The organism is Tsukamurella conjunctivitidis (genome assembly GCF_007858475.1).
Classification (GTDB): Bacteria; Actinomycetota; Actinomycetes; order Mycobacteriales; family Mycobacteriaceae; genus Tsukamurella; species Tsukamurella conjunctivitidis.
In genome coordinates this window covers 45430-68330 of sequence record NZ_VIGX01000017.1, presented here as the reverse complement: position 1 = coordinate 68330, position 22901 = coordinate 45430, and the positions used below count along the sequence as shown (strand labels likewise).

The 22901-nt window shown below is 71.7% G+C and carries 24 protein-coding genes and 1 tRNA gene; 19 read left to right on the top strand and 6 right to left on the bottom strand.

The window, feature by feature from the left end; all coding sequences use genetic code 11:
• The first annotated feature begins 32 nt into the window (after window positions 1-32).
• The 11 genes from pyrG to FK530_RS20225 all read left to right on the top strand — a co-directional run bounded on the left by pyrG (window position 33) and on the right by FK530_RS20225 (window position 10934).
• The gene (gene pyrG / locus FK530_RS20275) at window positions 33-1766 is read left to right on the top strand and encodes a CTP synthase (RefSeq protein ID WP_146488783.1); all 1734 of its coding nucleotides are present in this window, start codon (window positions 33-35) and stop codon (window positions 1764-1766) included.
• On the top strand, window positions 1747-2430 hold the full coding sequence (locus FK530_RS20270) for an NUDIX domain-containing protein (RefSeq protein WP_231706730.1): 684 nt from the start codon (window positions 1747-1749) through the stop codon (window positions 2428-2430). Before pyrG ends, FK530_RS20270 begins: the two co-directional genes overlap by 20 nt.
• A 2-nt stretch (window positions 2431-2432) precedes the next feature.
• Entirely contained in the window at window positions 2433-3377 is a 945-nt protein-coding gene (xerD, locus tag FK530_RS20265) for a site-specific tyrosine recombinase XerD (RefSeq protein ID WP_410468424.1), read from the top strand.
• Window positions 3378-3520: 143 nt separating this feature from the next.
• On the top strand, window positions 3521-4402 hold the full coding sequence (locus tag FK530_RS20260; protein WP_231706733.1) for a ParA family protein: 882 nt from the start codon (window positions 3521-3523) through the stop codon (window positions 4400-4402).
• Complete coding sequence (locus FK530_RS20255) at window positions 4399-5295, top strand: segregation and condensation protein A (protein WP_146488781.1); 897 nt, start codon at window positions 4399-4401, stop codon at window positions 5293-5295. The genes FK530_RS20260 and FK530_RS20255 overlap by 4 nt, the downstream gene beginning before the upstream one ends.
• Window positions 5296-5330: 35 nt before the next feature.
• Window positions 5331-5945, top strand: a complete 615-nt coding sequence (gene scpB, locus FK530_RS20250; RefSeq protein ID WP_146488796.1) for an SMC-Scp complex subunit ScpB — start codon at window positions 5331-5333, stop codon at window positions 5943-5945.
• On the top strand, window positions 5938-6531 hold the full coding sequence (locus FK530_RS20245) for a hypothetical protein (protein WP_146488780.1): 594 nt from the start codon (window positions 5938-5940) through the stop codon (window positions 6529-6531). Before scpB ends, FK530_RS20245 begins: the two co-directional genes overlap by 8 nt.
• 42 nt (window positions 6532-6573) lie before the next feature.
• On the top strand, window positions 6574-7500 hold the full coding sequence (locus FK530_RS20240) for a pseudouridine synthase (protein WP_146488779.1): 927 nt from the start codon (window positions 6574-6576) through the stop codon (window positions 7498-7500).
• A gap of 14 nt (window positions 7501-7514) precedes the next feature.
• The gene (gene cmk, locus FK530_RS20235; RefSeq protein ID WP_146488795.1) at window positions 7515-8183 is read left to right on the top strand and encodes a (d)CMP kinase; all 669 of its coding nucleotides are present in this window, start codon (window positions 7515-7517) and stop codon (window positions 8181-8183) included.
• Window positions 8180-9613: a ribosome biogenesis GTPase Der gene (der, locus tag FK530_RS20230; protein ID WP_146488778.1), complete on the top strand. Its 1434-nt coding sequence runs from the start codon at window positions 8180-8182 to the stop codon at window positions 9611-9613. The genes cmk and der overlap by 4 nt, the downstream gene beginning before the upstream one ends.
• A gap of 4 nt (window positions 9614-9617) precedes the next feature.
• On the top strand, window positions 9618-10934 hold the full coding sequence (locus tag FK530_RS20225; RefSeq protein WP_231706729.1) for an MFS transporter: 1317 nt from the start codon (window positions 9618-9620) through the stop codon (window positions 10932-10934).
• A gap of 76 nt (window positions 10935-11010) precedes the next feature.
• Here FK530_RS20225 and FK530_RS26905 read toward each other — a convergent pair whose 3' ends face one another.
• Window positions 11011-12156 carry an MlaD family protein gene (locus FK530_RS26905; protein WP_146488777.1) on the bottom strand — a complete coding sequence of 382 codons (1146 nt, stop codon included), beginning with the start codon at window positions 12154-12156 and terminating at the stop codon, window positions 11011-11013.
• A 125-nt stretch (window positions 12157-12281) separates the two neighbouring features.
• Complete coding sequence (locus FK530_RS20215; RefSeq protein ID WP_146488776.1) at window positions 12282-13067, bottom strand: siderophore-interacting protein; 786 nt, start codon at window positions 13065-13067, stop codon at window positions 12282-12284.
• Between the two features lie 112 nt (window positions 13068-13179).
• Between FK530_RS20215 and FK530_RS20210 the strand changes: the two genes are divergently transcribed.
• The 3 genes from FK530_RS20210 (at window position 13180) to FK530_RS20200 (ending at window position 15900) form a co-directional block, all read left to right on the top strand.
• Window positions 13180-14550 carry a DUF2252 domain-containing protein gene (locus FK530_RS20210; RefSeq protein ID WP_146488775.1) on the top strand — a complete coding sequence of 457 codons (1371 nt, stop codon included), beginning with the start codon at window positions 13180-13182 and terminating at the stop codon, window positions 14548-14550.
• A 77-nt stretch (window positions 14551-14627) separates the two neighbouring features.
• Window positions 14628-15104, top strand: a complete 477-nt coding sequence (locus tag FK530_RS20205; RefSeq protein ID WP_146488774.1) for a hypothetical protein — start codon at window positions 14628-14630, stop codon at window positions 15102-15104.
• Window positions 15105-15165: 61 nt separating this feature from the next.
• A complete protein-coding gene (locus FK530_RS20200) occupies window positions 15166-15900 on the top strand; it encodes a tyrosine-protein phosphatase (RefSeq protein ID WP_146488773.1) in 735 nt (244 codons plus the stop codon).
• Here FK530_RS20200 and FK530_RS20195 read toward each other — a convergent pair.
• On the bottom strand, window positions 15897-16355 hold the full coding sequence (locus FK530_RS20195) for a hypothetical protein (protein ID WP_146488772.1): 459 nt from the start codon (window positions 16353-16355) through the stop codon (window positions 15897-15899). The two genes, FK530_RS20200 and FK530_RS20195, sit on opposite strands and share 4 nt — an antisense overlap.
• 39 nt (window positions 16356-16394) lie before the next feature.
• Window positions 16395-17456 (bottom strand): PQQ-dependent sugar dehydrogenase, encoded by a 1062-nt coding sequence (locus FK530_RS20190; RefSeq protein WP_146488771.1) that lies wholly within the window; start codon window positions 17454-17456, stop codon window positions 16395-16397.
• 377 nt (window positions 17457-17833) lie between these two features.
• On the opposite strand from FK530_RS20190, the gene FK530_RS20185 reads away from it, so the two are divergent.
• The 3 genes from FK530_RS20185 (at window position 17834) to FK530_RS20175 (ending at window position 19244) form a co-directional block, all read left to right on the top strand.
• A tRNA-Pro gene (locus tag FK530_RS20185) sits at window positions 17834-17910 on the top strand.
• Between the two features lie 102 nt (window positions 17911-18012).
• Window positions 18013-18735, top strand: a complete 723-nt coding sequence (locus FK530_RS20180) for an NAD(P)H-dependent oxidoreductase (RefSeq protein ID WP_146488770.1) — start codon at window positions 18013-18015, stop codon at window positions 18733-18735.
• A gap of 68 nt (window positions 18736-18803) precedes the next feature.
• A complete protein-coding gene (locus tag FK530_RS20175; protein ID WP_146488769.1) occupies window positions 18804-19244 on the top strand; it encodes a nitroreductase/quinone reductase family protein in 441 nt (146 codons plus the stop codon).
• Between the two features lie 200 nt (window positions 19245-19444).
• Here the strand turns inward: FK530_RS20175 and FK530_RS20170 are convergent, their stop codons facing one another.
• The gene (locus tag FK530_RS20170; protein WP_146488768.1) at window positions 19445-20014 is read right to left on the bottom strand and encodes a maleylpyruvate isomerase N-terminal domain-containing protein; all 570 of its coding nucleotides are present in this window, start codon (window positions 20012-20014) and stop codon (window positions 19445-19447) included.
• 52 nt (window positions 20015-20066) lie between these two features.
• On the opposite strand from FK530_RS20170, the gene FK530_RS20165 reads away from it, so the two are divergent.
• Complete coding sequence (locus FK530_RS20165; protein ID WP_146488767.1) at window positions 20067-20900, top strand: alpha/beta fold hydrolase; 834 nt, start codon at window positions 20067-20069, stop codon at window positions 20898-20900.
• A gap of 15 nt (window positions 20901-20915) precedes the next feature.
• On the opposite strand, the gene FK530_RS20160 is transcribed toward FK530_RS20165, so the two are convergent.
• A complete protein-coding gene (locus FK530_RS20160) occupies window positions 20916-21377 on the bottom strand; it encodes an OsmC family protein (RefSeq protein WP_231706728.1) in 462 nt (153 codons plus the stop codon).
• Between the two features lie 37 nt (window positions 21378-21414).
• Here FK530_RS20160 and FK530_RS20155 point away from each other — a divergent pair, with 37 nt between their 5' ends.
• Window positions 21415-22896 carry a M28 family peptidase gene (locus FK530_RS20155; RefSeq protein WP_158645157.1) on the top strand — a complete coding sequence of 494 codons (1482 nt, stop codon included), beginning with the start codon at window positions 21415-21417 and terminating at the stop codon, window positions 22894-22896.
• Window positions 22897-22901: the final 5 nt, after the last annotated feature.

Genomic DNA, 22901 nt, shown 5'->3' with positions numbered 1-22901 from the left:
GCAGGTATGTCCGCTCGAATACGGGAGTCTCGTTGCCCTCTCCTCGCGTTGGCGCGCGTGTCGCCACGAAGCACATTTTCGTCTCCGGAGGCGTTGCGTCCTCCCTGGGTAAGGGCCTGACGGCCTCCAGCTTGGGACAGCTCCTCACCGCGCGCGGCCTCCGCGTCACGATGCAGAAGCTCGATCCGTACCTCAACGTGGATCCGGGCACCATGAACCCGTTCCAGCACGGCGAGGTCTTCGTCACCGAGGACGGGGCCGAGACGGACCTCGACGTCGGCCACTACGAGCGTTTCCTGGACCGGGACCTCTCGGGCATCGCGAACGTCACCACCGGCCAGGTGTACTCGACGGTCATCGCCAAGGAGCGCCGCGGCGAGTACCTCGGCGACACTGTGCAGGTGATCCCGCACATCACCGACGAGATCAAGGCCCGCATCCTCGCGATGCAGGCTCCCGACTCCGAGGGCATCGTCCCCGACGTCGTGATCACCGAGATCGGCGGCACCGTCGGCGACATCGAGTCGCAGCCCTTCCTCGAGGCGGCCCGCCAGGTCCGCCACGACGTCGGCCGCGACAACGTCTTCTTCCTGCACGTCTCGCTGGTCCCGTACCTCGCCGCGTCCGGCGAGCTCAAGACCAAGCCGACGCAGCACTCCGTCGCCGCTCTCCGCAGCATCGGCATCACCCCCGACGCGCTGATCCTGCGCTGCGACCGCGACGTGCCCGAGGGGCAGCGCAACAAGATCGCGCTCATGTGCGACGTCGACATCGACGGCGTCATCTCGTGCCCGGACGCCGGCTCGATCTACGACGTGCCGAAGGTGCTGCACCGCAACCAGCTCGACGCCTACGTCGTGCGCAAGCTCGGCCTGCCGTTCCGCGACGTCGACTGGACCGTGTGGGGCGACCTGCTCAAGCGCGTCCACGAGTCGCGCGAGAGCGTGAACATCGCCCTCGTCGGCAAGTACATCGATCTGCCCGACGCCTACCTGTCGGTGACCGAGGCGCTGCGTGCCGGCGGTTTCGCCAACTGGGCCAAGGTGCAGATCTCCTGGGTGCCCTCGGACGACTGCGCGACCGAGGCCGGTGCGGCCGCCGCGCTCGACGACATGGACGGCATCCTCATCCCCGGCGGCTTCGGGATCCGCGGCATCGAGGGCAAGCTCGGCGCCATCCGCTACGCCCGCAAGCGCGGCGTCCCGCTGCTGGGCCTGTGCCTGGGCCTGCAGTGCATCGTCATCGAGGCGGCGCGGTCCGTCGGCCTCGAGGGCGCCAGCTCCACCGAGTTCGACGACGACACCGCCCACCCGGTCATCTCGACGATGGCGGACCAGGAGCAGGCCGTCGCCGGCGAGGCCGATCTCGGCGGCACGATGCGCCTCGGGGCCTACCCCGCGACGCTGGAGCGCGGTTCCGTCGTCGCCGCCGCCTACGGCGCGACCGAGGTCTCCGAGCGGCACCGCCACCGTTTCGAGGTCAACAACGCCTACCGCGACAAGATCGCGGAGTCGGGCCTGACCTTCTCCGGCGTCTCGCCCGACGGGCACCTCGTCGAGTTCGTCGAGTACCCGAGGGACGTGCATCCGTTCCTGGTCGGCACGCAGGCGCACCCCGAGCTCAAATCGCGCCCGACCCGCCCGCACCCGCTGTTCGCCGCCTTCGTCGGCGCGGCCCTGAAGTACCGCGCCGAGCTCGAACTGCCGGTCGGCGTCCGTACCCCCGCGGAAGAGGTACCGTCGGAGGATGACCACGCAGATGACTGAGCAGCTCGAATCGCTCGGTTCCGTGCAGCCGCACGACTTCCGGGCACTCAGCAGCGAGACGGTGTACGAGGGCCCGATCTTCGCGGTCCGGCGCGACGAGGTGACGATGCCGGGCGGCGGGACCGCCGTCCGGGACGTCGTCGAGCACGACGGTGCCGTGGCCGTGGTCGCGATGAACGACGACGGCGCGATCGCCATGGTGAACCAGTACCGGCACGCGATGGGTCGGCGGCTGCTGGAGATCCCCGCCGGCCTGCTCGACCACACCGGCGAGGAGGAGCCCGTGTGCGCCGCGCAGCGCGAGCTGGCGGAGGAGACGGGCCTCGGCGCCCGCGACTGGCACGTTCTGGTGGACCTGGCCCCGTCGCCCGGCTTCACCGACGAGATGGTGCGCGTGTACCTCGCCACCGACCTGCGGTACTGCGAGATGGCCGAGCAGGAGGACGAGGAGCTCGACATGACCGTCGAGTGGATCGCCATGCCCGACGCCGTCCGCATGGTGCTCTCCGGAGAGATCGTGAACTCGACCTCGGTGAGCGCGATCCTGGCCGCCACGATGGTGACCGACGACGACACGCCGCTGCGCTGCTCCGACGCGCCGTGGCCGGGTCGGCCGACGGCCCTCGCCGCCCGCAAGGGACGGCCCGTGGAGGACGGGCGGTAACTGTGTCGGTCGGGGTGGCTCTCGACGATCAGCTGCGCACGTACCTCGACCACCTCACCGTCGAACGGGGTGCCGCGCCGAACACCCTCAGCAGCTATCGGCGCGATCTGGGCCGGTACCGCGAGTACCTCGGCGGCCTCGGCGTCGGCGACCTGGCGTCGGTGACGGAGAGCCAGGTCAGTGGCTTCCTCGTCGCGCTGCGGGAGGGCGGCGAGGACCACCCGCCGCTCGCCGCCAGCTCCGCCGCTCGCTCGCTGATCGCCGTCCGCGGCCTGCACCGGTTCGCCGCGGCCGAGGGGATGACCCCCGTCGACGTGGCCCGCGAGGTCCGCCCGCCGGCGCCCGCGAAGAGGCTGCCGAAAGCGCTGCCCGTCGAGCAGGTCATCGCGCTGCTCGAGGCGGCCGGAGGGGATTCGGACGCCGACACCCCGTCGCGCCTGCGCGACCGCGCGATGCTCGAACTCCTCTACTCCTGCGGCGCCCGGATCTCCGAGGTGACCGCGCTCGACGTGGACGACATCGACGCCGAGTCGCGGTCCGTGGTGCTGCAGGGCAAGGGTGGCAAGCAGCGCGTGGTGCCGATCGGGCGGCCCGCTCTGGCGGCCCTGGACGCGTACCTGGTCCGCGGTCGGCCCGCGCTCGTGAAGCGGTCGAATCCCGCGCTCTTCCTCAACGTGCGGGGCGGTCGGCTCTCGCGCCAGTCGGCCTGGCAGGTGCTCGCCGCCGCGGCGGAACGGGCGGGGATCGACACCGCGACCACGCACGTCTCGCCGCACACCCTGCGCCACTCCTTCGCCACGCACCTGCTCGAGGGCGGCGCCGACGTGCGCGTCGTGCAGGAACTGCTCGGGCACGCCTCGGTGACCACGACGCAGGTGTACACGCTGGTGACGGTGGGCGCCCTCCGCGAGGTCTACGCCCAGGCCCACCCGCGGGCGCTGGGCTGACGCGGCTGCTGCGGCGCGTCGTGCATCCGTGACCCGCGTGCCGATGCGACGTGCAGTCGTGCGCGCGCATTAGGGTGGTGGCGGAGCAAGAAGGAGGTGGGCCAGTGGCGTCAGCGCCCGATGCGGAGAACCCGGGCCTGGACCTGGGGGAGCTGGAGCACCACCACGCCCCGAAGCCCGCGGCCGAGGACGGCCTCGACGCCACCGGTAGGCCGTCGGTCGAGTTCCCGGAGCCCGCGCCGAAGAGCACCCACGGCCCCGCCCGGGTGATCGCGGTCTGCAACCAGAAGGGCGGCGTCGGCAAGACCACGACCACCATCAACCTCGGCGCCTCGTTGGCCTCCTACGGGCGGCGTGTACTGCTCGTCGACCTCGACCCGCAGGGAGCGCTCTCCGCGGGGCTCGGCGTCGCGCACCACGAGCTGGAGCTGACGGTGCACAACTTGCTCATGGAGTCGCGCATCTCCGCGGACGACGTGCTGCTGCGCACCCGGGTGGACGGTCTCGACCTGTTGCCGTCGAACATCGACCTCTCGGCCGCGGAGATCCAGCTGGTCAACGAGGTCGGCCGCGAGCAGACCCTGGGCCGTGCCCTGTACCCCGTACTGGACCGCTACGACTACATCCTCATCGACTGCCAGCCCTCCCTGGGCCTGCTGACGGTGAACGCGCTCGCCTGCGCGGATCAGGTGCTCATCCCCATGGAGTGCGAGTACTTCGCGCTGCGCGGCCTCGCGCTGCTCACCGATACCGTCGACAAGGTCAAGGACCGGCTCAACCCGCGGCTCGACCTCGCGGGCATCGTGGTGACCATGTTCGACGCCCGCACGTTGCACTCGCGCGACGTGATGGCCCGCGTCGTCGAGGTCTTCGGCGACGCCGTCTACCACTCGGTGATCTCACGGACCGTGCGCTTCCCGGAAACCTCCGTGGCGGGGGAGCCGATCACGTCGTGGGCGCCGAAGTCGTCCGGCGCCAACGCCTATCGCGCCCTCGCGCGCGAGGTGATCGCGCAGGAGAAGTGACTCCCGCACAGACCGAACCGGCCGAGCCGATCGACGTCGTCGAACCGCTCGAATCCGCGCCCGACGCCGCGACGGGTGCGGAGGACGCGCCGCCGGGCTTCACCGTGAAGCTCGCGAACTTCGAGGGGCCGTTCGACCTGCTCCTGCAGCTGATCGGCGGGCACCGCCTGGACGTCACCGAGGTGGCGCTGCACGTGGTGACCGACGAGTTCATCGCCTACACCAAGCAACTCGGCGCGCAGGCCGACCTCGACCAGACCACCGAGTTCCTCGTCGTGGCCGCGACGCTGCTCGACCTCAAGGCCGCGCGCCTGCTGCCCGCGGGCGAGGTCGAGGACGCCGAGGACCTCGCGCTGCTCGAGGCGCGCGACCTGCTGTTCGCGCGCCTGCTGCAGTACCGCGCGTACAAGCAGGTGGCCGAGCTGATGGCCCAGCTGGAGGCGAAGGCGAACCGTCGGTACCCCCGGGCCGTCGGCCTCGAGGCGCGGTTCGAGGAGCTCGTGCCCCCGGTGCAGCTCGGCGTCACGCCGGAGCAGTTCGCCCTCGTCGCGGCGTCCGCGTTCACCCCCAAGGTCAAGCCGACGGTCGGCCTCGGGCACCTGCACGTGCCCAAGGTCTCGGTCCCGGAGCAGGCGCGCCTCATCGCCGCCCGACTGCGGGAGCGGCCCGATCACTGGTCCGGATTCGCGGAGCTCGTCGCGGACTGCGACTCCGGCATCGCCGTGATCGCCCGGTTCCTGGCGCTGCTCGAGCTGTACCGCGAGCGCGCCGTCCTGTTCGACCAGCCCGAGGCACTCGGCGACCTCAGGGTGCGCTGGTCGGGCGAGAACGATGGCACCGTGGTGGGCGGCACCCGCGACGAGTACGACGAGACACCCGAGGAGGAATCGTGAGCGAGCAGGCCGAGGATTTCGCCCTGGTCGAGGGCATGGAGCCGGACGAGCTGCGGTCGGCGCTGGAGGCGTTGCTGCTGGTGGTGGATGCGCCCGCGACCGCCGAGCAGCTCGGCTCCGCGCTGGAGGAGCCCGAGGAGCGCATCACGGCCGACCTCCGCGCCTGGGCCGGCGAGCTGACCGAGCGGCGCTCCGGCATGGAACTGCGCGAATCCGCGGAGGGCTGGCGGCTCTACAGCGGCGCCGAGTACGCGCCCTACGTCGAACGGCTGCTGCTCGACGGGGTCCGTTCCAAGCTGACCCGTGCCGCGCTGGAGACCCTGGCGGTGATCGCCTACAAACAGCCGGTGAGCCGGTCCCAGGTCGGCGCGGTGCGCGGCGTCAACGTCGACGGCGTGATGCGCACGCTGGCCGCCCGCGGACTCATCGCCGAGGCGGGCACCGACTCCGGTGCCACGACGTACGCGACCACCGAGCTCTTCCTCGAACGGCTCGGCCTGAGCTCGCTCGACGAGTTGCCGCCGCTGGCCCCACTACTGCCCGAGGTCGACGTCATCGAGGACCTCAGCTCCCACCTCGACGAGGAACCGCGGTTCGCCAAACTGGGTCGCAAGAGCGCCGACGTGATCGGATTCGATCCCGATGCCTGAGCTCTCCGCCGTCCTCCGCGAGGCCTTCCCGCTCGGCGCCCTCGGCCCGACGGTGCGCCGCTGGTGGCCGCTGGTCCTGACCGGCGTCGCGGCGGGCCTCACCGTGTGGGCCGCGACCGCGACGTGGTTCGGGCTCACCATCGGGCGCGTCGGCGTTCCGTACGGCTTCACCGGCACCGGCCGGACCGTTCTCACCGGGGCCGGAGCGGACGGCGATCCGCTGCAGGGCGCCGCGACGGACGGGGTGATCCCGTGGGGCTACGCCACCGCCGGGCTCGCGATCGTCGCGCTGGTCCTGGTGATCGTCGCCACGGTGCGGCCGGCCTTCGCGGCCCGCGGGCGCGCGATCGCGAGCGGCCTACTGGGGATCGCAGCGGTGCTGGCGATCCTGGTGTGGATCTTCCCGGCGATGATGATGAGCGGGCTCGACGAGCTGACCGGCGGCGATGCGGGCGGCGATCCGCTGTTCTTCCCGCCGAAGGGCGGGTTGGTGAGCACCATCGTGGTCACCTCGGTGGGTGCCGCCGTGCTCTTCATGGGCCGCCGGAACCGGCCGCTGAGCGCCGCCCGGGCCGCGCCGCGCTGACGAATACCGCTTTCGGCCGCGACCTGCGATCATGGAGGGATCATGAACAGACCCGCTCGCCGTGATGGCACACCGGACAGAAATCGAACCAGCAAGCCCAAGCAGCCGTCGAAACAGGGTGGCGTCCCGCGGCTGTCGAACGCCAAGCCCGCCCGCACGCAGAACGTCGCGGCCCGCAAGGCCGACCGCGCACCGTCGGACGGCGTGCCCGGCACGAGTGCCACCGGCGCCGAAGGCGAGGGCATCCGCCTGCAGAAGGTGCTCGCGCAGTCGGGCGTCGCCTCGCGCCGCGTCGCCGAGGAGATGATCGCCGACGGCCGCGTCGAGGTCGACGGCGAGATCGTGATGGAGCAGGGGCGTCGCGTCGACCCCAACGTCGCGGTGGTCCGCGTCGACGGCGTGCGCGTCGTGGTCAACGAGAACCTCGTGCACCTCGCGCTGAACAAGCCGCGCGGCTGGCAGTCGACGATGAGCGACGACATGGGCCGGCCCTGCGTGGGCGACATCGTCGCCGAGCGCGTCGCGGCCGGCCAGCGCCTCTTCCACGTCGGCCGCCTCGATGCCGATACCGAGGGCCTGCTGCTCGTCACCAACGACGGCGAGCTCGCGCACCGGCTCATGCACCCCTCGTACGAGGTCCCCAAGACCTATTTGGCATGGGTGCAGGGTGAGGTGCCGCGGCGGCTCGGCAACACGCTGCGCTCCGGCGTCGAGCTCGAGGACGGCCCCGTGAAGACCGACAAGTTCTCCGTGCTGGAGGCGTCCGAGGGGAGGTCGATGGTGCGGATCGTGCTGCACGAGGGGCGCAAGCACATCGTGCGACGACTGCTGGCCGAGGTCGGCCACCCCGTCGAGCGGCTGGTGCGCACCCACGTCGGCTCCGTGGCGCTGGGCGACCAGCGCCCGGGTTCGCTGCGGGTGCTCGGGCGCGACGACGTGACCGCCCTCTACAAGGCGGTGGGACTGTGACGCTCGTGATCGCCATGGACGGCCCCTCGGGGACCGGCAAGTCGACGGTGGCCCGCCGCATCGCGGAGAACCTCGGCGCGCGCTACCTGGACACCGGCGCGATGTACCGCGCCGCCACCGTGTGGGCCCTCGACCAGGAGGTGGACCTCACGGATCCGGCGGCGATCGCCGCCGCGACCGCGGACCTGCCGCTGGCGATGGGCTGCGATCCGCTGTCCGAGCAGGTCGAGCTGGACGAGATCTCGGTCACCCGCCGCATCCGCGAGGACGACGTGACCGCCGCGGTCTCGGCCGTCTCCGCGGTGCCCGAGGTGCGCGAGCAGCTCGTCGACTACCAACGGGCCATCGCGGCCGACGACGATTCGCCGATCGTGGTGGAGGGCCGGGACATCGGCACCGTCGTCTTCCCCGATGCGCCGGTGAAGATCTACCTGACCGCGTCGGCGGAGGCGCGGGCGCAGCGCCGCCACGCGCAGAACCTGGAGTTGGGCCTGCCCAGCGAGTACGAGACGGTGCTGGCCTCGGTCCAGCGCCGTGACGGGCTGGACTCGACGCGGAAGGTCTCGCCGCTGCGGCCGGCCGACGATGCGATCGAGCTGGACTCGTCGGAGATGAACCTGGAGGAGACCGTCGCCGCGGTGGCAGAGGTCGCCGACCGCGTGCTGAAGGAGACCGCACGATGAGTGACAACGAATTCGAGTACGCCGGCGACGACGGCGTGTGGGAGGACGAGGGCGACTTCGCCGAGTACGAGGGCGACTTCAGCGACCTCGAGGCGGAGGCGGCGGAAGCGGCCGCGAAGCTGCCGACCGTCGCCATCGTCGGGCGTCCGAATGTGGGCAAGTCGACTCTGGTCAACCGGATCCTGGGCCGCCGCGAGGCGGTCGTCGAGGACATCCCCGGCGTGACCCGCGATCGGATCAGCTACGAGGCCAACTGGGCCGGCCGACGGTTCCTGGTGCAGGACACCGGCGGCTGGGAGCCGGACGCCAAGGGGATGCAGCAGTCGATCGCGGCCCAGGCCGAGGTCGCGATGCGCACGGCGGATGCGATCGTCGTGGTCGTGGATGCCACGGTGGGCGCGACCGCGACCGACGAGGCCGTCGCCCGCGTGCTGCGCCGGTCGAAGGCCCCCGTCATCCTCGCGGCGAACAAGGTCGACGACCAGCGCACCGAGGCCGAGGCCGCGTCGCTTTGGTCGCTCGGGCTCGGTGAGCCGCACACGATCTCGGCGGCGCACGGCCGCGGCACCGGCGACCTGCTCGACGTGATCCTGGAGAAGCTGCCCGAGACGCCCCGGGAGGGCACAGGCGGCACGGGACCGCGCCGCATCGCACTGATCGGCAAGCCGAACGTGGGAAAGAGCTCGCTGCTCAACAAGCTCACGGGCGAGAACCGGTCCGTCGTGGACAACGTCGCGGGCACCACCGTCGACCCCGTGGACTCGCTCGTCGAGCTCGGCGGCAAGACCTGGAAGTTCATCGACACCGCCGGACTGCGCAAGAAGGTCAACCAGGCCAGCGGTCATGAGTTCTACGCCTCGCTGCGCACCAAGGGTGCGATCGAGGCCGCCGAGGTCGCGATCGTGCTCATCGACGCCTCGCAGCCGATCACCGAGCAGGACCTGCGGGTGCTGTCGATGGTGATCGAGTCCGGTCGTGCGCTGGTGATCGCCTACAACAAGTGGGATCTCGTCGACGAGGACCGCCGGTACCAGTTGGAGAAGGAGATCGACCGGGAGCTGGTGCAGATCCCGTGGGCGCTGCGCGTGAACATCTCGGCGCAGACCGGCCGCGCGTTGCAGAAGCTCGTGCCCGCCATCGAGACCTCACTCGAGTCGTGGGACAAGCGCATCCCCACGGGCCGCCTCAACAACTGGCTCCGCGAGGTCATGGCCGCCACCCCGCCGCCCCTGCGCGGCGGCAAGCTGCCGAAGGTGCTGTTCGCGACGCAGGCCGCGACGCGGCCGCCGACCTTCGTGCTGTTCACGACGGGCTTCCTCGAGGCGGGCTATCGCCGCTTCCTCGAGCGCCGGCTCCGCGAGGAGTTCGGCTTCGACGGCTCGCCGGTGCGGGTGAACGTCCGGGTCCGCGAGAAGCGCGCGAAGAAGTAGCGCCGTGACGTCGGTGGAGGTACCGACCGCTCCCGTCCCGCGCCGCCAGGTGGCGGCGTGGTGCGCGTGGGACTGGGGGAGCGCCGCGTTCAACGCGGTGATGACCACGTTCATCTTCACCGTCTACCTCACCGGCGCCGTCGGCGAGGACCTGCCCGGCTCGATCAGCGCCACCAGCTGGCTGTCGTGGGCGATGGCCGCCTCGGGCGTCGTCGTGGCGCTGTCGGCGCCGGTGCTGGGTGGCCGTGCGGACGCCGCGGGCCGGCGGAAGTTCTCCCTCGCCGTATGGAGCGCCGTCGTCACGCTGTGCACCGCCGCGTGCTTCTTCGTCCGGGACGAGTCCCAGTACCTGTGGCTCGGCCTGCTGCTGCTCGCCGTGGGGACCGCGGCCTTCGAGCTGGCGAACGTCCCCTACTACGCGATGCTGCGGCAGGTCTCGACCCCGAAGACGATCGGCCGCGTGTCCGGGATCGGCTGGGCCTGCGGCTACTTCGGCGGCATCGTGCTGCTGCTCCTCTGCAACTTCGGCTTCATCGCCGGCGACGGGCCGACCCGCGGATTCCTCGACGTGCCCACCGAGGGCGGCCTGAACATCCGGCTGGTCGCGCTCTTCGCGGCGGCCTGGTTCGCGATCGCCGCGCTGCCGGTGCTCATCCTCGTGCCCGAGTTGCCGGCCGATCCGTCGGCGGCGCCGCGGCGCGGCATCGCCGGCGCCTACCGGGACCTGTTCGCGACCGTCCGCGCACTCTGGCGTGAGGACCGCAACGTCGTGTGGTTCCTCCTCTCGTCGGCGGTCTTCCGTGACGGTCTCGCCGCGACGTTCACCTTCGGGGCCGTCCTCGCGCACACGGTGTACGGGATGAGCGAATCGACGGTGCTGCTGTTCGGTGTCGCCGCGAACGTCGTGGCGGCCCTCGGCGCGGTGATCGCCGGGCGGTTCGACGACCGGGTGGGCCCGAAGCCCGTGATCGTGACGTGCCTCGCCGGGATGCTCCTCGCCGGCACCGTGCTGCTGTTCGTGAGCGGCGAGACCATGTTCTGGATCTTCGGCCTGATGCTCACGGTGTTCGTCGGTCCCGCCCAGTCGTCGGCCCGCAGCATGCTCGCCCGGATGACGGTGCCCGGCCGGGAGGGGCAGATGTTCGGGCTGTACCAGACCACCGGCCGCGCGGCGTCATTCCTCGGGCCCTCGCTGTTCGGTCTGTTCGTGCTGATCTTCGGCACCGATCGTGCCGGGATCGGCGGGATCCTCGTGGTCCTCGCTCTCGGACTTCTTCTGCTCTCGCGGGTTCGTCCCGCCCGGGACCGCGCGCTCGCCTGAGCGGGTTCAGGGCGCGGGCGTTCATCGTGTGGTCGGTGCCGCGCGGGGGACGGCTGAGCCCACTCGTGAGCTCGGGTCAGCGCGGAGTCGCAGGCGCGGTGGAGGGTACTGCGGGCTTCGACGGCGCAGCAGGCTTCGCCTGAGGCGTCGCGGGAGTGCCAGGCTTCGCGGGAGCGCCGGGCTTCGCGGTGTCGGCACCGGGCGGCAGCATGGCGGCGACGGCGGGGTAGTCCACCGAGAGGCGCAGGTTGAGCACCGGGCCGTTCGGGGTGTTCGGCATCGCCTTGCGCACGTTGTCCATCAGCTGCGACAGCTGGATGCCGACGCCCGTCGCGCTGCCGTTCGGGAACGCGGCGAGGATGGGCTGCAGCAGGCTCACCAGCATCGGCGACGCGGTCTTGAGGCCCTCGAGCGCCTGCGGCGTGAGGATCGCCTGCAGGCCGGCGAGGAGGCCGGTCCGCTCGTTGTTGATGCCGTCCTGCACGGCGAGGGTCTTCTTACTCGACCCGTCGTGCAGCGGCCGGTGGTCGAGGCCGGACTGGAACGCGGGGATCATCGCCGCCAGCGCGGGATCCGCGGCCTTGAGAGCCGCGACGACGGTCGGGAAGGTCTCGGCGGTGGACAGGCGCTGCGTGTCCTGCACCGTCTGTGCCACGCTGCCGAGCGCGGTGAGCAGGGGCAGCATCGCCTTGGAGGAGGCGTCGACGTTCAGCAGCACCTGGCTCATGTGCGGGCGCAGGGCGTCGTCGTTGACGTCGCCCAGGGTCATGATCATGTTCGAGACCGTGTTGTCCGTGATCCGGCGGGTCGGGGCGAGCTCGGCGCCGTTCTGCAGCGCGCCGCCGCCCTCGTGCGGCGTGAGGATGACCTCGGAGACGCCGAACAGGTTGCCCGCGGAGAACGCGGCCTCCACGTTGTTGGTGAGGCCCCGGCCCTGCGCGCCGTCGATGCGCAGGGTCACGCCCTGCTGAGCGTTGCCGAGCGCGCGGATCGCGGAGACGGAGCCGACGTCGATGCCCTGGATCCGGACCTTGGCGCCCTCGACGATGCCGGCCGCCACCGTGGGCGTGCGGAGCGTGAACGTGAAGACGTCCTGCGGGCGCAGTGCCTGCACACCCCACGCCGCGAGGGCGATCAGTGCCAGGCAGAGGCTGAACGCGACGCCGCGCCGCCGGAGCTGGGCGGGCGACGGGGAGAAGCCGGGCACCGGTGCAAGATCCACAGCTAGACAAATTATCCGCAGTTGTCTGAAATGCATGCTCCGGCACGGCGCTTTGTGCCCACACTCACGTCGCCTCTCGCACTGTGACGGCCACTACACCGCGCCGGTGCAACCCCGTGAGGGTGCTAGTCGATCTGGCCGACGGGCGTGCTCTTCTCGGCCTGGAAGGCGTCCTCGGCGCGTCCGCGCGCCCAGTAGCCGGAGATCGAGATGCGCTCGCGCGGCACCTGCAACTCGCGCAGGACCTTGCGGATCGCCTTGATCGACTCGCGCTCGCCGTGGGCGAAGACCTGCGCGGTGCCCCGGTCGCCGGGCCAGTCCGCGACGGCCACCTGCCGGGCGAGGAAGTCGACGTCCGCGACGTCCGGGTTCACGGCCCAGCGCACGTCCACCCCGGCGGGGGCGATGAGGTCGATCCGGTCATCGTCGGTCTCGACCTCGATGATCGCGGCCCCGCGTGCGTCGGCGGGCAGCGCCTCGAGCGCGGAGGCGATGGCGGGCGTCGCCGAGAGGTCGCCCGCGAACAGGTGCCAGGCCGCCTCCGGATCGGGGGAGTAGGCGCCGCCCGGCCCCATGATGGTGAGCGGGTCGCCGGGCCGGGCGCGCTGCGCCCAGGGGCCGGCCAGACCCTCGTCTCCGTGCACGACGAAATCGATCGCGATGCGGCGCGCGGCGCGATCGAACGAGCGCACGGTGTAGGTGCGCTTCGATTCGCCGAACGCGAGCTTGACGTAGGCGTCGGTGCTCGGAAGGCCGTTCAGGGCGGGGTCGCCGAAGCCGGCGAGCGCCTCGCCCTCGGCGATCACGCGCACCAGGTGGGTGCCGATGGTCTCGGTGCGCACGACGGTGATCTCGTACGTCGGGCGTGGGCGTCGTGCGGGGGCGGGGGTTTCGGTACGCGTTTCAGTCACGTCTCCACCGTACGCTTCGAAACTTAGGGTTACCTAATCCGATTTGCGGCGCGGAGGCTTTGCGACCGAGAAACCGCCTGGAAGACCTGGGGCGCGACTAGCATTCTCCACCATGAGTGCAGACGTTCCGAACGGCAAGGATCTCCGCAAGCGCGTCGCCCGTTCCGCCCAAGCGGCGTTCACCCCGGACGGTCGCGACCCCGTCGACATCATCCGGGAGCAGAACAGCACCCGTATCCAGGAACTGGTCCCCGTGCGCATCTCCCGCATGCTGCACTCGCCGTTCTCCTTCTACCGCGGCGGCGCGGCCCTGATGGCCCACGACCTCTCCGACGAGGCCGATACCGGCGTCACGGTGATGAGCTGCGGGGACGCCCACATCTCCAACTTCGGCCTCTTCGCCTCCCCGGAACGCCGCCAGCTCTTCGACGTCAACGATTTCGACGAGGCGGGCAACGCGCCCTGGGAGTGGGACGTCAAGCGGCTCGCGGCGAGCGTGATGATCGCGGCCCGCGAGAACGGCTATTCCGAGGACCAGGCCCGCAGCGCGGTGGTCGGCGCGGCCGGTACCTACCGCACGGTGCTCGCGCGCCTCGTGGACCGGGGCGCCGTGGACCGCTACTACCTGTCGGTCGACGTGGACCAGCTCACGGCCCAGGCCGCCGCGGACCAGCCGCTCAAGGAACTCATCGAGCAGACCGCGAAGAAGGCGCGCAAGCGCACCTCGGCGCGCATGGTCGAGAAGATCACCGCCGCCAGTGCGGACGGCGAACCGCACATCGTCGCCGATCCGCCCACCCTGGTGCCCGCCCCGGCGAAACTCATCGAGGGCTTCGAGGGCCTCTACGCGAGCTACCTCGACACGCTCCGCGCCGACGCCGCCGCCCTGCTCGGGCAGTTCCGCGTGCTCGATTGGGCGCTGCGCGTCGTCGGCGTGGGCAGCGTCGGCACCCGCTGCTTCATCGTCCTGCTGGGCCGCGACGTCCCCGGCGGCACCACCGAGACGCTCTTCCTTCAGGTGAAGGAGGCCTCGCAGTCCGTGCTGCAGACCTACGGCAAGCGCGGCCCGTCAGTGATGCCTCCCCGCGCGCCGTCGAGCGGGACCCAGGCCTGGCGCGTCGTCGCCGGGCAGCAGATCCTGCAGGCCCAGTCGGACTCCTTCCTCGGGTACACGCCGACGGTGCGCGGCAAGGACTTCTACTGGCGCCAGTTCCGCGACATGAAGGGCTCCGTGGTCCCCGAGCTGCTCACCCACGACCAGTTCGAGCGCTACGGCCAGGCATGCGCCGGGGTGCTCGCGCGGGCCCATTCGCAATCTCCCGGGGCGGCTGTCGCATCGGCGTACATGGGCAAGTCCACGGAGTTCGACGAGGCCATCGGCCGGTTCGCGGCCGCCTACGCCGACCAGAACGAAAAGGACTACGCCGCAGTGCAGGCCGCGGTGAAGGCGGGAGTCCTTCCGTGTGCGGAAGCGGGCGTCTGACGGTCTTAGCGCGACCTTGACGGCGGAGGGCCTTCCGCCCGCGGCGAGGCCCGCGTAGACCGGTAGGCGTGACTCTGATGGAGGTACTGCCCTCACTCGCCCGCGCCGGCATCGCCCGGTCCTTCGATCCCACGATCTGGCCCGAAGGCACCGCGATGGACGGCGATGACGTCCTCATAGCCGGTACCCCGGCGGCCCAGCTGGCCGACGGCGCACCGTCGACCTACCCGGTGATCGTGAGCCGTATCAGCCGGCTCGTGCGTTCGGGGCCCGTGGTCCTGTGCGACGTCGCCGGGCAGCTCCCGCCGCACGCGACCCTCGCCGACGCGGCCTGGCCGGGCGCGCGCCTGGCCGGGGCCCGGATGCGGCAGCTCCTGGTCCGCGGGGCCGACGGTTCGCGGCTGGCCGCGCGCGTCGAGGTCCCCGCGGACGTCCCGGTGGACGCGCCGATCGCTCTCGCCCTCGCGCTGCCGCACGGCCTCGCGACGCCCGGAGCCCGCGACTGGTGGCCCGCCGCGGGCTGCGCGCACCGTCGTCTCGGGCGCCTGGCCTGAGCGCTCCGACCGGACTCGGCGTCCGCGTCCGGCGTGCGGGCCCGTCGATTAGGCTCGGGCCGTGCACAATTTCCGCGACGTGGCAGGGGTGGACGGCTATGCGGCCGACGGCGGTCGGATGCGCCGGGGGCTGCTCTTCCGCTCGAGCGTCCTCGACGCCGAATCGATCGATCCCGCCCGGCTCGCGGAGGCCCGCCTCGCGGACGTCTTCGACCTGCGGATGACGGCGGAGGTGACGCCGAAGCCGGACGTCGTGCCCGACGGTGCGCGGTACGTGCGGCTCAACGTGATCGGCGACGATGTCGAGCTCGGCGCCCTCGACCCGCGGTCCCTCACGGACGCGGCGCGCGCCAAGGACCTGCTGACGGACGTCTACCGGATGTTCGTGGCGGAGGAGAACGCGCGGGCCCAGTTCGCCTCGCTGGTGCGCGCCGTCGCCGACGAGGAGCGTGCGCAGCTCTTCCACTGCAGCGCGGGCAAGGACCGGACGGGGTGGGCCGCGGCGGTCGTGCAGCGGATCCTCGGCGTCTCCGCCGACGACGTGATGGCCGACTACCTGCTGACCAACACGTACTCGGCCGACGTCATCGACAAGATCGCGGCCGGCGCGACCGCCGAGCGGGGCGAGGGTATCGGCGAGGCGGCCCGCGTGCTCGCCGGCGTCTTCCCCGAGGCTCTGACCGCGGCGTTCGACGAGGCGGACTCCCGGTACGGAGGCTTCGACGAGTACGTCCGCACCGGGCTGGGGATCGACGACGTGGTCATCGCGCGCCTGCACGCCAAGCTGGTCGGCTAACCGAGCTTCGTCCCCTTCGGTACGAAACGCCCGTCGACCTGCGTGAATCCCGCGGAGTCGACCGAGCATTCCAGCCCGCCGTCGCGGACCGCGGTGCACGAGACGCCGTGCACGGACAGGCGTGCGCCCTCGGGCAGGGCGCGCGGGCGCTCCTGCACCGTCAGCTTGTCGAGGTAGCGCCAGCCGCGCGCGGTGACCTCGACGGCCTCGGGTCGCACGGTGCGATTCTTCACGGTGATCCGGGTTCCGGCGGGTGCGGAGATCCCGCACCGCAGCGTGGCCGGGTCGGCCTGGATCGTGCAGGCGCGCTTGCCCCCGTCGTAGCGGTAGGTGAACGCGTACTCGCCGCCGTCCGAGCGGTAGCGGTCGGCGTCCACCGCCGGTTCCGCGGACGCGGGGACCGCGACCACGAACGCGCCGACGACCATCGCCGACACCAGGAGAGCACGCTTCATGCACGCCACTGTAGCGCGCATGCACCGCGGCTAGCAGGGCTAACGGCCACCCACGCGGACGATCCGGTCATCGCCGGGCGTCGGGTCGCCGCGGCCGTCGGTGTTGTTGGTGAGGACCCAGGCCGAGCCGTCGGGCGCGCGCACCACGTCGCGCAACCGTCCGAAGGTCCCCCGGTAGCGCTCCGTCGCCGTGTCCGCCGCGGCGAGTGAGACGGTCCGCAGCCGCTCTCCCCGGAGGTTCGCGATGAGTAGGTCCGCCCCGACGACGGCGATACCGCTCGGGCTCGCGGCCGACGTCGCCCACTGCTGCAGCGGGTCCACGAAGCCCTCCCGCCGGCCGATGCCCTCGACCACGGGCCATCCGTAGTTGGCGCCGGCGCGGATGAGGTTGAGCTCGTCCCACGTGTTCTGGCCGAACTCGCTGGCGTACAGCGCCCCGTCGGGGCCCCAGGCGAGGCCCTGCGCGTTCCGGTGACCGAGGCTGTAGACGAGCGAGTCGGGGACCGGGTTGTCGGCGGGGCGCGCGCCGTCGGGCGTCATCCGCAGGATCTTGCCGCCGAACGCGCGCGGGTCCTGCGCATCCTCGGGGCGGCCCGCGTCACCGACGGTCGCGAAGAGCATGCCGTCGGGCCCGAAGGCGATGCGGCCGCCGTTGTGGATCGACGCGGCGGGCAGGCCGGAGAGGATCGTGCGGGCGGTGCCGAGCGACCACGACCCCGGCGCACCCTGCAGCGGCATGCGGACGATCCGGTTGTCGGTCGCGGTGGTGAAGTAGGCGAACAGCTCACGGTCGCGGACCGCGATCCCGAGCAGGCCGCCCTCGCCGCGCGCGGCGACGCCCTCGATCCGGCCGACCTCGCGGGGCCTGCCGTCGACGATCTCCACGATCCGGCCGCGATCCCGCTCGCTGACCAGGGTGGAGCCCGCGGCGAAGGCGATCGACCAGGGCGCGTCGAGGCCGGTCGCGATCGTGTCCTCCGGCGACGGAGCGGCGCTCGGGCTCGGTTCGCCGGTGTCCGACGGTGCCCCGCCGCACCCCACGGCCGTCAGCGCCGCGAGCAGCGCGATCGCGACGACTCGCTGCCGGACCGTGGTGCGCATGCGTCCAGAGTAGGGCGGAACGTCCGATTCCACCCGCGTTGCGACTGCGATCGATGCTTCACCGGGCGCGTGGACGAGCCGACCGGATTCGCGGGCCGAATCACTGTCGCCGAACTGCCTTCGGCCGATGTGCCGCGCGGCCCCGGCGTTGACGTGGTCGTGCGGCCGGCCGACGAGCCGTCCGTCCTCCTCGACGTCTCACCGGCCGGCCACTGGACGGGCACGGACCCGACGCCGCCCATCGCCGCTACGGAGCGGGTGAGGGGCCCGGGCACTCGGGCGGCATCCCCACCATGCGGCACTGAGCCCACGTCCAGGCGATTTCTCCTCCACGCGCGACATGGGGTAATCTCCTACAGCACCGCGAGAGTGGGCCACGGGCTGTGGCGCAGCTTGGTAGCGCACCTGACTGGGGGTCAGGTGGTCGCAGGTTCAAATCCTGTCAGCCCGACCAGAAGTCCCGAGACACACAGTGTCTCGGGACTTTCTGGTTCTCCGGGCCGGCGCTTTCCCGCTACCGCGGAATCCGCGGAGGCCGGACGCTGTTGGCTCTGGCATGGGTCACGAACGAGAGAGCGCGCACGCACTGTGGGTCTCCGCGCACCCGCGGTCGGATTCGCTCACCGCGAGACTGCGCGACATCGGCGTGGCGCGGCTGCGTGAGGACGGATGGGGCGTCGACGTCGCGGACCTGTACGCGGAGCGCTTCGACCCCGTCCTCGTCGACGAGGGCGGGGCGGACGTTCGCGCCGAGCAGCGCCGACTACTGGCTGCGGATCTCGTGGTCCTGCAGTTCCCGCTCTGGTGGTACGGGCCGCCGGCGATGCTCAAGGGATGGATCGACCGGGTCTTCGAGCGCGGCTTCGCCTACGACGTGCCGGACCCCGCGACCGGCCGCAACCGGAAGTACGGCGACGGCGGCCTCGTCGGCCGCCGCGCGCTCGCCGTGGTCACGGCGGGCGATCGGGCCGGATCGATCGCCCCGCGCGGGATCAGCGGCGACGTGGAGGACCTGTTCTGGCCGCTCCTGCACGGAACCTTCTGGTACACGGGCATGGAGGCCCTCGCACCGCACCTCATCACGGACGTGCACGGCATCGACGAGAAGGAGGCCGACCGGCTCGGCCACGTGCTCGCCGACCGATTGGGCGCGATCCGCACCGAAGCGCCCATCCCGTACCTGCCGATGACCGACGAGTTCTACGACCACTCGATCGCGCTGCATCCGCACGTCACCGCGGGGCTCACGGGCGGGGCGGCGCACCGCCGTCCGTCCTAGGCCGTGGACCCCCGACGGTACGAGGCCTGCCGCTGGGCGGGCGGGCCGGTGCCGGGCATGATGGGCGCATGAGTCTTTCCGACAAGGTCACCGAGCTCGGCGCGTGGGGTCTCGAGAACGGGCACCGGGCCCTGCTCGCCATCACCGGTGGGCGGTTCCCCAAGCGCGTGCTGGGCATGCAGACCCTCGAGCTCCACACGATCGGGCGCACGTCCGGGCAGCGGCGGTCGACGATGCTGACCGCGCCGATCTACGAGCCGGACCGGGTCGTGGTGGTCGCGTCCAAGGGAGGGCACTCCGACAACCCGGACTGGTACAAGAACCTCGCGGCGAACCCCGACGTCGAGGTGACCGTCGACGACGTCACCAGCCCGTGGACGGCGAAGGCCGCCACGCCCGACGAGAAGGCGCGGCTCTGGCCGCAGATCACGAAGGCCTACAGCGGCTACGAGGGCTACCAGAAGCGCACGGACCGCGACATCCCCGTGGTGGTGCTCACGCCGCGATAGCGGTCCCACCGGTTCGTGGCCCACGCCGTCCCCGAACGGCACAGTCCACGAGGGGGGCTCGCGCTCGTCCCGGAGCCCCGAGCAGCGGGTCGACGGTCCGCCGCACACCCGCCAAGGGCTTCCCCCTCCGGCGGCGTGTGCCCGTCGAGCCGCGGCGGTGGGGCGGTCCGGTTCCGTCAGCACGGCGCGCAGGCCCGTGGTCACCTCCCGAACGCCGGGTCCCGCCCGATGTACGCCATCAGCGACGTCACCTCGTCGGTGCCGTCGGGCACAGGGATCGGCGCGCCGAACTGCCCCGACTCCTGCAGCATCGGCCCCATCGCCTCGAGGCCGCCGTGGAGGGCCTTCGCGAAGCCGGGGTCGAGGTCGGGCGTGATGCCGTTGGAGCGGGCCAGGTCCCACGTGTGCATGAAGACGTCCGCAGTGTAGAACTGGTCGATCAGGGCGTCCAGCGGCTTCTCCCCGAACATCTGCGTGGTGAGCACGCGCGAGGCGTCCGGCGCGTCGAGCAGGGCCTGCACCGCCTCGGTCAGCTGGCCGAACGCCGCCGCGGGCTCGGCCGCGTCCGACGGCGCGCCGGGCAGTTCCACGTCGTTCATGGCGAGGAAGCCGGGGAGCCATGCGACGAGATGGCCGACCACCTCGCGGGCCTTCCATTCCGGGACGGGCGTCTGCGCGTCCCAGTCGGTGATCGAGCCGGCGACGTCGCCGAAACCGGCGGCCACGGCGCGGTGCCGCTGCGCGGCGGACAGGGGGCTGAGTTCGGTCATGGCGCCACTGTCGCACGCGCCACCGACGTGCGCGTGGCCTAGCGTGAGATCCGTGACCGAGCATCTCAGCATCCCCACCGCCGCGGGTTCCTTCGACGCCATCGCCGCCGGCCCCGAGGACGGGCGACCCGTGCTGCTCCTGCACGGCTTCCCCGAGGCCGCGATCGCCTGGCGGTACCAGGTGGCGGCCTTGGGGGACCGCGGTTTCCGCGCCGTCGCGGTGGATCAGCGCGGCTACTCGCCGGGCGTGCGGCCGGAGCGCCCGGTCGAGTACGGCATCACGTCGCTGGTCGGCGACGTGGTCGCGACCGCCGACGCCCTGGGGTGGGCGAGGTTCGACCTCGTCGGCCACGACTGGGGCGGCGCCGTCGCCTGGTGGGTCGCCACCGATCACCCCGACCGGCTGCGGTCGCTCGCCGTCGTCTCCACGCCGCATCCTGCGGCACTCGCGATCGCGTTGAAGACCGATGAGGACCAGGCGAACCGGTCCCGCTACATGACCGAGTGGCGCGCGACGCCCGCAACGGAGAAGGCGATGCTCGCCGACGACGCCCGCGCCCTGCGCCAGATCTTCGGACGGGACGTCCCGCGCGACTCGGTCGACGACTACGTCCAGCGACTCCAGGAACCGGGGGCGCTGACGGCCGCCCTGAACTGGTACCGCAGCGGACGACCGCCGGCGGCGCTCGGCACCGTCGACGCGCCGGTCCTGTACGTCTGGCCCACCGACGACGTGGCCTTCGGCGACGTCGCCGCCCTGGGGACCGCCGCGTACTGCACCGGGCCCTACCGGTTCGAGATGCTCGAGGACGTCTCGCACTGGGCTCCCGAACAGGCGCCCGAGGCGATCACCGGTCTGCTGCTCGAACACCTCGACGCGACCTGAGGCAGGGGGCGGGCACTACCCGGCGATGATCGCCGGAGCGTGGCGCACGGGGCAGTTCAGCGACGCCGCGATGTAGCACTGCTCGCCGGCCTCGCGGTGCAGGGCGAGCGCGAGGTCCGGGTCGGCGCCCGGCGCGACGGTGACCCGGGGCGCGAGTGCGATCTCGGTGAACCGCCCACCCGCGCCGGGCGTCTCGACCATCGTGCCGGTCGCGGCGTCCACGTAGTCGACCACCGTTACGCCGCGCAACGCGCACAGCGCGAGGTACGAGAGCATGTGGCAGTTCGCCGCCGCAGCGACGAGCAGCTGTTCGGGATTCCACAGCGACGGGTCGCCGCGGAAATGGGGATCGGCGGAGGCGGTGATCGTCGTCGCCGCCGCGGAGCTGAGCCGGTGTTCGCGCGGGTAGGAGCGGTAATCCGCCGTCCCGTCGGGCGAGGACCATTCGACTTCGACCGAGTAAGTGTGCGTGTTCACCCCGCAATCGTCCCCCCATGTGTATCTAATGGGGAGCATGTTGCACACGCGAAGGAATTCCACCACTGTCCGGGTCGTCAGCGCGCTGGCGGCCGTGAGCCTCGTCGCCGCGGGCTGCGGGACGTCGGGTGATGACGCGGCGCCGTCGAGCACGGCCGCCGGGTCGTCCTCGAAGTCCGCGCCGAGCAGTGTCGACCGCCCGGCGCCCGAGGGCGGTGCCGACGACGCCGGCGCCACCGAGAAGGCCCGCGCGCTCGCCGACGCCGTCACCCTCGACGGTGCGGTCAAGCACCTGGAGGCCTTCCAGGACATCGCGAACCGCAACGGCGGCAACCGCGCACTGGGATCGCCGGGCTACCAGCAGAGCGTCGAGTACGCCGAGAAGGTGCTGCGCGACGCCGGCTACAACCCGGTCCGCCAGGAGTTCTCGACGGCCGTCTGGTCGGCCTCGAAGGTCGACGTGCAGGCGGGCGGTGCGCCGGTGAAGGCCGCGGCGCTGTCCTTCTCGGGAGCGACCGAGGGCACCGTCACCGCGAAGGCCGTCGTGACGGGGACGCAGGGCTGCACGGCCGGCGACCTGGAGAAGGTCACCGCCGGCACCATCGCCGTCGTGCAGCGCGGCAAGTGCACCTTCGGCGAGAAGTACAAGGCCGCCGCCGCGAAGGGGGTGAAGGCGCTCGTCATCACCAACAACGCGGCGGGTGACTGGAAGGGCGGCACCCTCGGGCTCGACGACGGCGCGTCCATCGCGGTCGTGGGCGTCGCGCAGGACGCGCCGATCGCCGACGGCCAGGACCTCACGCTCACCGTCGATGCGAAGACCGAGAAGGCGAAGACCTGGAACATCCTCGCGGAGACCACGAAGGGCGACGACGCCACCGTGCAGATGGTCGGGGCGCACCTCGACGGCGTCACCGAGGGCCCCGGGATCAACGACAACGGCACCGGATCGGCCGCCGTCCTCGAGACCGCCGCCAAGCTCGGCGCGAACGCGGATGTCAAGAACAAGGTCCGGTTCGCGCTGTGGGGCGCCGAGGAGGAGGGCCTCGTCGGTTCGGAGCACTACGTCTCCGAGCTGAGCGAGGACCAGGCCTCGAAGATCAAGCGCTACCTCAACTTCGACATGCTCGGATCGCCCAACGGCGGCTACTTCACCTTCGACGGGGACGGTTCCTCCAAGCTGGAGGGCGGTGCGGGTCCGGCCGGCTCCGGTGTGATCGAGCAGGTCTTCCGCAACTACTTCGCCTGGCGGGGCGTGCCCGTCGAGGCCTCCGCCTTCGACGGCCGCTCGGACTACGGCCCCTTCAAGGAGGTCGGCATCGCCTCGGGCGGCATGGACACCGGCGCGGACGGCACGAAGACCGCGGAGCAGCAGCGGCAGTGGGGCGGCACCGTCGGCGACATCTTCGACCCGAACTACCACAGCCCGCGCGACACCATCCAGAACGTCAACCGCGACATGTACCGCATCGCGCTCGGCTCGGTGGGCTTCTCGACGGCCTACTTCGCGGCGCTCTGAACCGC